This is a genomic window from Pseudomonas sp. Pc102 (assembly GCF_018408275.1).
GTDB classification, from domain to species: domain Bacteria; phylum Pseudomonadota; class Gammaproteobacteria; order Pseudomonadales; family Pseudomonadaceae; genus Metapseudomonas; species Metapseudomonas tohonis.
On sequence record NZ_AP021905.1, the window covers coordinates 2,980,284 to 2,988,367 of the forward strand.

At 69.2% G+C, this 8,084-nt stretch carries 8 protein-coding genes and 1 pseudogene; 5 read left to right on the forward strand and 4 right to left on the reverse strand.

Features of this window, described 5'->3' with window-relative positions:
• Positions 1–32 precede the first annotated feature (32 nt).
• The 3 genes and pseudogenes from PHLH3_RS13905 to PHLH3_RS30410 all read left to right on the forward strand — a co-directional run bounded on the left by PHLH3_RS13905 (position 33) and on the right by PHLH3_RS30410 (position 2,401).
• Positions 33–473 carry a hypothetical protein gene (locus tag PHLH3_RS13905; RefSeq protein ID WP_213629940.1) on the forward strand — a complete coding sequence of 147 codons (441 nt, stop codon included), beginning with the start codon at positions 33–35 and terminating at the stop codon, positions 471–473.
• A gap of 426 nt (positions 474–899) precedes the next feature.
• Positions 900–1,495, forward strand: a pseudogene (locus PHLH3_RS30405) (cache domain-containing protein); the annotation flags it as partial.
• Between the two features lie 198 nt (positions 1,496–1,693).
• Positions 1,694–2,401: a methyl-accepting chemotaxis protein gene (locus PHLH3_RS30410; protein ID WP_244863069.1), complete on the forward strand. Its 708-nt coding sequence runs from the start codon at positions 1,694–1,696 to the stop codon at positions 2,399–2,401.
• Between the two features lie 95 nt (positions 2,402–2,496).
• Here the strand turns inward: PHLH3_RS30410 and PHLH3_RS13915 are convergent, their stop codons facing one another.
• The 3 genes from PHLH3_RS13915 to PHLH3_RS13925 form a co-directional block, all read right to left on the reverse strand.
• Positions 2,497–3,183: a hypothetical protein gene (locus PHLH3_RS13915; RefSeq protein WP_213629942.1), complete on the reverse strand. Its 687-nt coding sequence runs from the start codon at positions 3,181–3,183 to the stop codon at positions 2,497–2,499.
• Positions 3,184–3,411: 228 nt separating this feature from the next.
• Entirely contained in the window at positions 3,412–3,717 is a 306-nt protein-coding gene (locus PHLH3_RS13920) for a cyclic-phosphate processing receiver domain-containing protein (RefSeq protein ID WP_213629943.1), read from the reverse strand.
• A gap of 3 nt (positions 3,718–3,720) precedes the next feature.
• Positions 3,721–4,257: a hypothetical protein gene (locus PHLH3_RS13925; protein ID WP_213629945.1), complete on the reverse strand. Its 537-nt coding sequence runs from the start codon at positions 4,255–4,257 to the stop codon at positions 3,721–3,723.
• A gap of 231 nt (positions 4,258–4,488) precedes the next feature.
• Between PHLH3_RS13925 and PHLH3_RS13930 the strand changes: the two genes are divergently transcribed.
• Together PHLH3_RS13930 and PHLH3_RS13935 are read left to right on the forward strand one after the other, a co-directional pair.
• A complete protein-coding gene (locus tag PHLH3_RS13930) occupies positions 4,489–5,895 on the forward strand; it encodes an aspartate aminotransferase family protein (RefSeq protein WP_213629947.1) in 1,407 nt (468 codons plus the stop codon).
• 163 nt (positions 5,896–6,058) lie between these two features.
• Positions 6,059–6,676, forward strand: coding sequence for a thioesterase domain-containing protein (locus PHLH3_RS13935; protein ID WP_244863034.1), 618 nt, complete (start codon positions 6,059–6,061; stop codon positions 6,674–6,676).
• Between the two features lie 9 nt (positions 6,677–6,685).
• Here PHLH3_RS13935 and PHLH3_RS13940 read toward each other — a convergent pair whose 3' ends face one another.
• Entirely contained in the window at positions 6,686–7,876 is a 1,191-nt protein-coding gene (locus tag PHLH3_RS13940; protein ID WP_213629949.1) for a PepSY domain-containing protein, read from the reverse strand.
• Positions 7,877–8,084: the final 208 nt, after the last annotated feature.

An 8,084-nucleotide genomic window follows, 5' to 3' on the forward strand; every position in this document is an offset into this window, starting at 1 on the left:
AGAATGGCGGGCCTCTGCACAGGAGCTTCGCCATGGACGACCTTTTCCCCAACCCCTTCCTGCTGGCCGGTGGCGTCCTGAGCGCCATCGCCGCGCTGCTGCACCTGGGCTGCATCCGCTACGGCGCACCCTGGTATCGCTTCTTCGGTGCCGGTGAGCGCATGGCGCGCCTGGCCGAGGCCGGCAGCCCGGTGGCCACGCTGGTCACCCTGGCCATCGCCACGGTGCTGGGGCTCTGGGCGCTCTACGCGCTGCTGGCCGGGCTCGGCCTGCCACTTTCCCTGACACGGCCGGTGCTGTGCCTGGTCACGGCGGTGTACCTGCTGCGGGGGCTCGGCGGGCTGTTGCTGGTCAAGCGCGGGCTGGGCCGCAGCGCCGCCTTCTGGCTGTGGAGCTCGGCCATCTGCCTGACGCTGGGCGGGCTGCACCTGGTGGGGCTGGCGCAGGTGTGGGGCGCGATCCAGGGGACCTGACCCGCGAGCCGGCTGCCCGCCGGTGATTGCGCCGTAGGGGCATGCCGGCCCCGGGGGCCGGACGGGTGCGAACCCGCCGTGCGCCTGTGCCCACGTCCTCCCGCCCGACCACGGCAGGCCGTGCGCCTGCTGCCTGCGCGAGCGCCTGCGTCGTTTCCTGGTGACGATGAGGGGCTCGGCCGGCGCTCCGTCGTCCAGGCTGCCACCGTGCTAGAAGGCCCCGTCGACACTCACAGAGGGAATGACGGGATGAATCGCTTATCCATCAGGCAGAAGATCCTCCTCCTGGCGCTGCTGCCGGTCCTGGCGCTGGCCACGATCAGCGCCTGGCTGTTCGTATCCCAGGCCCGGGAACTGCGCGATCTCAGCCGCGACGACCTGCGCGAGTCGTTGCTGGCGGCCAAGCGCGAGCAATTGGCCAACTACATGGAACTGGCACTGAGCGCCGTGGCGCCCCTGGCCAACGGCGGCTCGGCAGCGGGCCGCGAGCGCATCAAGGAGGCGCTGCGCAGCCTGCGCTTCGACGGCGGCAGCGGCTACTTCTTCGCCTACGACAGCCAGGGCGTGCAGGTGATGAGCGCCGACAACCCGGCCCGCGAAGGCACGATCTACTGGGACTCCACCAGCCCCGAGGGTCGCCATCTGGTGCGCGAGTACGTCGAGGCCGGCGCCGCCGGGGGGGCTACGTGGAATACGGCTGGGCGCGGCCCGGCGAGGAGGAGCCCTCGCCGAAGCTCGCCTACGTGGTGCCGATGCCCGACAGCGACTGGGTGCTGGGCACCGGCTTCTACATCGACGACCTGGAAACGCAGCTCGCCGGGCTGGAGCGGGAATTCGCCGCTGCCGTGCGCCTGAGCTTGATCCGCAGCGCCGCTTCCGCCGCCCTCCTGCTGGCGCTGATCGCCGCCCTGGCGACCCTGCTGGCACGCAGCATCCATCGGCCCCTGGACCAGGCGGTGCGGACCATGGAGAACATCGCCCGGGGCGAAGGCGATTTGACCCGCCGCCTGGACCCTTCCGCCGGCCATGAGCTGGGCACCCTGGCGCGGGCCTTCAACCACTTCGCCGAACAGGTCCGCCAACTGGTGCGGCAGACGCGCTCGTCCGCCGCCACCCTGGGGGCCGCCAGCGAGGAGCTGGGTGCCTTCATGGAGCAGACCGGCCAGGGCATCGCCAGCCAGCATGTGGAAAGCGATCAGTTGGCTACCGCCATGGAGCAGATGTCGGCGGCGGCCCTGCAGGTCGCCAGCAGTGCGGCCGGCGCGGCGCAGGCGGCCCAGGCTGCGGAGAACCGGGTGCAGGGCGCGCAGGACCTGGTGCGCAGCGCCGCCGAGGTGATCGACGGGCTGGAGGGGCAGGTGGAAAGCGGGGTCGAGATCATCCGCCGGCTGGGCAGCGAGTCCGAGGGCATCGGCGGCGTGCTGGATGTGATCCACGGCGTCGCCGAGCAGACCAACCTGCTGGCGCTCAACGCCGCCATCGAAGCCGCGCGTGCCGGTGACCAGGGGCGCGGCTTCGCGGTCGTCGCCGATGAGGTGCGCACGCTGGCGGGGCGCACCCAGAGCAGTACGGCGGAAATCCAGGAAATGATCGGCCGCCTGCAGGCCGGCGCTCGCGAGGCCATCGCCGCCATCGGCCAGATCCGCGGCGGCAGCGCCCGCGCCGTGGTGGAGGTGGGCCGGGTCGGCCAGGCCCTGGAGGCGGTCGTCGAGGCGACCACCACCATCAACGGCATGAACGCGCAGATCGCCGCTGCGGCGGAGGAGCAGACCCAGGTCTGCGAATCCATCAACGCCAACGTGCACCAGATCGCCGCCATCGCCGAACAGACCGCCGCCGGCTCGCGCACCGCCAGCGACATCACCCAGCGCCTGGGTGAGATGGCCGGTGGATTGCAGCAGCTGGTGGGGCGCTATCGGGCGGATTGAGGGAAGAGGGCGGGTGCGTTGCCGATCGTCTCGGCGACGCACCGGGTGGCCTGCATGGCGGTGCATGGGCTCCCGGGCTGAAACCCGGGCCAGGCCTAGATATCGGTCAGGGATACCAGCACTTCCAGGCGCGCCGCCGGGGCACTGTGAGCGGCTAACTGCATCCGATTGAGCCAGTCGAGCGTGGCTTCCGTGCTGTCACGTACGGCCTTGGAAGAGAGGTCGAAGGTCACCGAGTGGCGCAGCGAGTGCAGCAGCTCCCAGAGTTGGCAGGGGGCCTGGCTCTCGTTGATGATCTTGAGTATCTCGCTATTGATCTCGCTGATGCGGCTATGGATCAGGCTGCTGGTATTGCCCGTGGGGAACAGCTCCTTGGCTTTGAGGCGGATGGCACTCATGCGCTTCACATGCAGGCTCGGATCGTCCTTGGTGTCTTCGTAGGTCGAGCTGTCTCGCAGGTAGGTCGCGAACTGGTCGATGCTCTTGCGAACGATCTCGATGGCCTTGTTGATGTCGGCCCTGTCCGGTACCAGGTTGGCCGGCGTGCTGTTCAAGCGTTTGGCAATCATCAGCATCACCCCATCCGGGGTACTGGGGATGCGCTTCCACTTCCTGGATATCAAGGGAGCCGTCAGGTTCCGGTAGAAGTCCTTTGTCGATATGGAGTCGCTCTTCAAGGCGTTGAAGGTGGCTTCGGCCAGCTTGCGGATGACCTGGCTCCAATGGAGCATGTGACGCCTGTCCTCCACATGGCCCTTCTTGGCGTTCTGGTTGACCTTCACCTTGGTCGCCTGGGAGGTCCAGGCTGGCCGGCCCTTGATCCTGATCTTCCGCGTGATCGGGTCCGATTCGATCCGGAATCGGCTGGTCTTCCTGGGGCCCCGTGGCATTTGGCGTTCCTCCTTGGATTGGCTGCTGCGAAAGACTAGACCAGATCGCCTTCCGTGCATGCGCCTGATCCAGCAGGTGGGGCGTGGCGCAGTGCCCGGGCTCCCGGGCTGAAGCCCGGGCTACGTCTGGCGGTTGCCTTGCGCCAGGGCTTCGATGGAGCGCACGCCGGCCTGCATCTTCAGCACCGCCGAGGCGTTGGCCGAATGCACGGCGATGCGCGGCGGCACGAAGCCGTGCAGGGCCACCGCTTCCTCGATCCACAGGATCACGTCGTAACCGGTGCCGCGCTCGTCGTCGCCCAGGTCGTGGTCCAGGCTCAGTTCGCTGACCTGGCCCGTCTTCAACAGCTCGATCACCTCGAGCGGCCACCAGGCGCGGACCCAGCCGTCGGGCGTGGCGCGTTCGTCGTCCAGATAGACCTTCATTGCTCAGGCTCCTGTCGCCCAGCTGTAGAGCAGCCAGGTATCGCGGGTTTCGCAGAAATAGAGCTTCTCGTTCCAGTTGTCCTGCAAGGCCAGCACCGATTCGGTCAGCGGCTCAGGGAGGATCGGGGTGTCCAGCGGCAGTGGCTGGCCGTCGAGGAAGATCCCCCAGCGGTCGCTGTACCAGGGGCGCGCAGGATTGGCGCGGCGCTCCATGATGGCGTTGCGGATGGCGTCCCCCAGGCTGGCGATCTCATGAGTCGCCTCCTGCGGGTCGATGCTGACAGGACGAGCGTTGACGAGTTCCGGCAACAGCCAGCGCTGCAGCAGGTGGTCGACATGCTCTGGAGTCGTTTCCTCCATCGCCCAATCCTCCACCCGGTGCAGTTCGTGATTGAGCAGCGCGACCAGGGCCTGGGCGGGCGTGGCAACGTCCGACCTGGCGCAGCGGTAGAGCCTGGCGTCACAGAGGCCCTCGTCGTGGGTGCGGAATTCCAGCGTCTCCACGCGGATCGCCAAGGCATGCAGAAGGTGCTGGCGCATCAGGCCAGCTGTGGTGAGCAGTTCATCTACCAGGGAGCGGTCCACTTCGATTCGATTCGCCGTGCGGCCAGCCGGGAGCGGGCAAGGCCGCGCAGTTTATCCTGCGCTGCAACGGGCTTCACGCGTTCCGTCTAAATCCCCACCTTCGCCCATCGTCTCCTCTGCACAAGGCCGAGAAGCGCCACAAGCGCACGGCCCGGAGCTTGATGCCACTTTATCGAGGGTCGAAGGATGCAAGCCGCTACCAGCCTCAATGCCAGCCTGCCGCTGGCCGCTGAAGAAGAGACGCTCTACCAGTTCGAGGAGTCGCCGCTGCTGGCCCGCCAGAAGCAGCAGGAATCCAACGCCCGCAGCTACCCCCGGCGCATCCCCCTGGCGCTCAAGCGTGCGCGTGGGCTGTATGTCGAGGACGTCGAGGGCCGCACCTTCATCGATTGCCTCGCCGGTGCCGGCACCCTGGCGCTGGGTCACAACCACCCGGTGGTGATCGATGCGATCCGCCAGGTGCTCGCCGACGAGCTGCCGCTGCACACCCTGGACCTCACCACCCCGGTGAAGGACCAGTTCGTCCAGGACCTCTTCGGCCTGCTGCCCGAGGACCTGGCCCGCGAGGCGAAGATCCAGTTCTGCGGCCCCACCGGCACCGACGCGGTGGAGGCGGCGCTCAAGCTGGTGCGCACCGCCACCGGGCGCAGCACCATCCTCTCGTTCCAGGGCGGCTACCACGGCATGAGCCAGGGCGCCCTGGGGCTGATGGGCAACCTGGGGCCGAAGAAGGCCCTGGGCGCGGTGCTCGGCAATGGCGTGCAGTTCGCCCCCTATCCCTATGCCTACCGCTGCCCCTTCGGGCTGGGTGGCGAGGCCGGCGTACGCGCCAACCTGCATTACCTGGAGAACCTGCTCAGCGACCCCGAGGCCGGCGTGCTGCTGCCGGCGGCGGTGATAGTCGAGGCGGTGCAGGGCGAGGGCGGCGTGGTGCCGGCGGACATCGAGTGGCTGCGCGGCCTGCGCCGCATCACCGAGAAGGCCGGCGTGGCGCTGATCGTCGACGAGATCCAGAGCGGCTTCGGCCGCACCGGCAGGATGTTCGCCTTCGAGCACGCCGGCATAGTTCCCGACGTGGTGGTGCTGTCCAAGGCCATCGGCGGCAGCCTGCCGCTGGCGGTGATGGTCTACCGCGAGTGGCTCGACGTCTGGGGCCCGGGTGCCCACGCCGGCACCTTCCGTGGCAACCAGATGGCCATGGCCGCCGGCTCGGCGGTGCTGCGCTACCTCAAGGACCACGACATCCCCGCCCACGCCGCCGCCATGGGCGAGCGCCTGGCCGGCCACCTGCGCGAACTTCAGCGCGACTACCCGCAGCTGGGCGATATCCGTGGGCGCGGGCTGATGCTCGGCGTCGAGCTGGTTGACCCGTCCGGCCCCCGTGATGCGCTGGGTCACCCCCCGACCTTCAGCGCCCTGGCCTCGCGCCTGCAGGCCCAGTGCCTCAAGCGCGGGCTGATCATCGAACTGGGCGGCCGCCACGGCAGCGTGGTGCGCTTCCTGCCGCCGCTGATCATCACCGCCGAACAGGTGGACGAAGTCGCCCGCCGCTTCGCCCGTGCCCTGGCCGCCGCCCTCGTCGAACCGGCCTGAGCCCGTTCCCGCCCGCAATGGGCCGCTTGCACGCCCCGCCCGACGGAGGCGTGCGGCGGCCATGCCGTCCATCACGAGCCGAAGCAATGCACGCCCTGTCCGATCGCCACGAGCTGCCGCCCCTTGCCCCGCGTGGGTGGTCGGCTGCCTGTCGGTGGGCTGAATGACGCCCGCTCTGCGACTGTTCTGCGTTGCCTGCCCCGGCGTCGGCGCGGTGGACTACCCGGCCTGGGGCGCGCTGTTGCCTGCCTGGGTGCAGGTCCGCCCCGTGTGGCTGCCGGAGGCGCCCGGGCTGTCCGCAGCCGTCGCCGGGCAGCTGGCGCGAAGGGTGGAGATGGACGTGCGACGCCTGCCCTATGCGGTCATCGGCCACGGCTTCGGCGCGCTGGCGGCCTGCGAGATGCTCTATGCCCTGCGCGAGCGGGGCGCGCCAGGCTCGCTGGGCCTGTTCGCCTCGGGCTCGGTCGCGCCGTCGCGCTGGGCCGAATACCAGCGCGGCATCGCCAACTGGCGGCCCGACGCCGGCGTGCCCCAGGCCGCCTATCGGCACCGGCCGCGTACGCCGCTCGCTTGCCCTGTGCACGTCCTGGCAGGAGTCGACGATGGCCCCCGCAAGGCGCAACTCAAGGCCTGGAGCGAGGAAACCACAGGCCGGCTGCAGCTCAGGCTCTTCGAAGGGGACCATCGCTTCATCCGCGACCGGCAGGCCGACGTGCTCGCCTACCTCGTCCGCCAGCTGGACGGGCTCGCCGGGCGCTGGCCGGGTGCCGAGGCCGTCTGACCCCTTGGCCTATTCCCGGCATGCCACGGGCGGCTCACCCATCGGCCGGATGCCGGCCAGGCGCTGGTTGCGCTTCACCAGCGCCAGGGTCGCCTGGGCGGTGCGCTTGCTCCAGATCAGGAAGCCGCTGAGCACCATCAGGCTCAGCAGCAGGCCGAAGACGAACCAGATCGCCTTGCTCCAGAGGCCGCCGAAGTCGCCCGTGTGCAGCGGGTGCATCGACTCGGTGACGAACTCCAGCGGCGTGCGGTCGCCGAGCCTGCGCACGGCCTCGACATGACCGTCGAACGGGTTGAGCGCAACGGACTGGTACATCAGCGGGTAGCGGCTGTTGCCGTAGATGTACAGGGCGCTGTAGGCGTCCTCGGGGAAGTACAGGGCGTTGGCCTCCAGCGTCGGGATGGCCTGGCTGGCGATCTCGATGGCACGGTCCAGGCCGATCCGCTCCACGGGCTTGCCCGGCTGCGCCACGGGCACGGCGTCCCGCGCCAGCACCGGCGGGATGCCCTCGCTGGACAGGGTCACGTGGTTGTCGACGAGGATCGCCTGGACCAGGAACCACAGGCCGGTGATGGAGATGACCGCGATGAACCAGATCGACCAGATGCCCGACAGGCGATGGAAGTCGCCCCAGAAGATGCGGGCGCCCTGGTCGATGCGCAGGCGCGGCGTGAGAAAGCCCTTCCAGAACCGCTTGTAGACCACCAGGCCGGTGACCAGCGAGGCGAGCATCGGCAGGCCGAGCAGCGACACCAGGTACCAGCCCCAGCTGTAGCCGTTGGTGAAGGGCACCAGCCACCAGCCGTGCAGGGCGCGGGTGAACTGGCGGAAGTCGAAGCTGGAGCTGCGCCCCTGGATCACCCCCGTGTAGGGGTTCACGTAGAGGCTGGCCTCGCGGGTGTCGGGGTAGCTGACGTCGACGACCAGCGCGAAATGGTCCTCGCCCGGCCGGCGGATGGCGCTGATCGAGGCCTCGGGCTGGGCGTCGCGGATGCCCGCGACGATCCGGTCGTAGCCCAGGCGGGGCATGTCGGCCTGTGGCCGGCTCGCGCGGACTTCCGGCTTGGCCAGCCAGACCAGTTCCTGGCTCACCACCGCCAGGGTGCCGGTCACGCAGACGATCAGCATGAAGCACCAGATCGGCAGGGCCAGCCAGCTGTGGACGAGGAACCAGAGGCGGGAGCGGGACTTCTTCGGCATGGGCGGGGCTGTTCCTGGGGAATGACGACGCTGCGCGCTTCGTTGCCCGAAAGCGGCGCTGCCTTATGGACGAACGAGGCCGCGAAAAATTTAGGACGCGCCCGCCGATGGCCCGTTGGGGGCCTTCCTGCCGTGGCGCGGGTGCGGTCGTCGTGCTGTGTCCGTGGCATTGCCGCGCAGGTAATTTTCCGCACCTGCCGTCCGTTCT

Excerpts from the sequence above, each read along its gene's own strand:
- PHLH3_RS13905 (WP_213629940.1), top strand. The coding sequence starts at position 33 with ATGGACGACCTTTTCCCCAACCCCTTCCTGCTGGCCGGTGGCGTCCTG.
- PHLH3_RS30410 (WP_244863069.1), top strand. The coding sequence starts at position 1,694 with ATGTCGGCGGCGGCCCTGCAGGTCGCCAGCAGTGCGGCCGGCGCGGCG.
- PHLH3_RS13920 (WP_213629943.1), bottom strand. The coding sequence starts at position 3,717 with ATGAAGGTCTATCTGGACGACGAACGCGCCACGCCCGACGGCTGGGTC.
- PHLH3_RS13925 (WP_213629945.1), bottom strand. The coding sequence starts at position 4,257 with ATGCGCCAGCACCTTCTGCATGCCTTGGCGATCCGCGTGGAGACGCTG.
- PHLH3_RS13930 (WP_213629947.1), top strand. The coding sequence starts at position 4,489 with ATGCAAGCCGCTACCAGCCTCAATGCCAGCCTGCCGCTGGCCGCTGAA.
- PHLH3_RS13935 (WP_244863034.1), top strand. The coding sequence starts at position 6,059 with ATGACGCCCGCTCTGCGACTGTTCTGCGTTGCCTGCCCCGGCGTCGGC.
- PHLH3_RS13940 (WP_213629949.1), bottom strand. The coding sequence starts at position 7,876 with ATGCCGAAGAAGTCCCGCTCCCGCCTCTGGTTCCTCGTCCACAGCTGG.